We start from the raw sequence: 382 nt of genomic DNA, 5'->3' as shown, positions 1-382 counted from the left end.
GCCGAGCCTGGCGCAGGCCGAAGCCGGTAAAGCTTACCAGTTTGAGCGTGAAGGCTATTTCTGCCTCGACAGCCGCTATGCAACCGCAACCAATCTGGTGTTCAACCGCACCGTCGGGCTGCGTGATACCTGGGCGAAAGCGCGGGCGAATAACATTTCTTTTCTGTCAAAGCGTCGCTCCCAGCGGCGCTTTTTTTGTTTCAGAATCAGCTAATTAAACTTTTCATTTTCGCGATGCGAATTAATTCTGTTTCTGCGCGGTAATAAATAGCGCTTCTGATGTTTCCTGTCACATACAAAAAACCAATGTAATCGCTTTCAATGATTGCGTTTTTCCCTGATTTTGCAATGACTTCCATAACAAAATCATCAGAGATAAGAC

At 46.6% G+C, this 382-nt stretch carries 1 protein-coding gene; it reads left to right on the top strand.

What is annotated here, in order from left to right; genetic code table 11:
* Window positions 1–214, top strand: a 214-nt coding sequence (locus M3221_RS25780) for a hypothetical protein (protein WP_251274830.1), incomplete at its 5' end; no start/stop codon positions are given.
* Window positions 215–382: the final 168 nt, after the last annotated feature.

It is taken from the genome of Domibacillus indicus, assembly GCF_023715895.1.
Taxonomy (GTDB): Bacteria; Bacillota; Bacilli; order Bacillales; family Domibacillaceae; genus Domibacillus; species Domibacillus indicus_A.
This window is presented reverse-complemented; position numbering and strand designations above follow the sequence as displayed.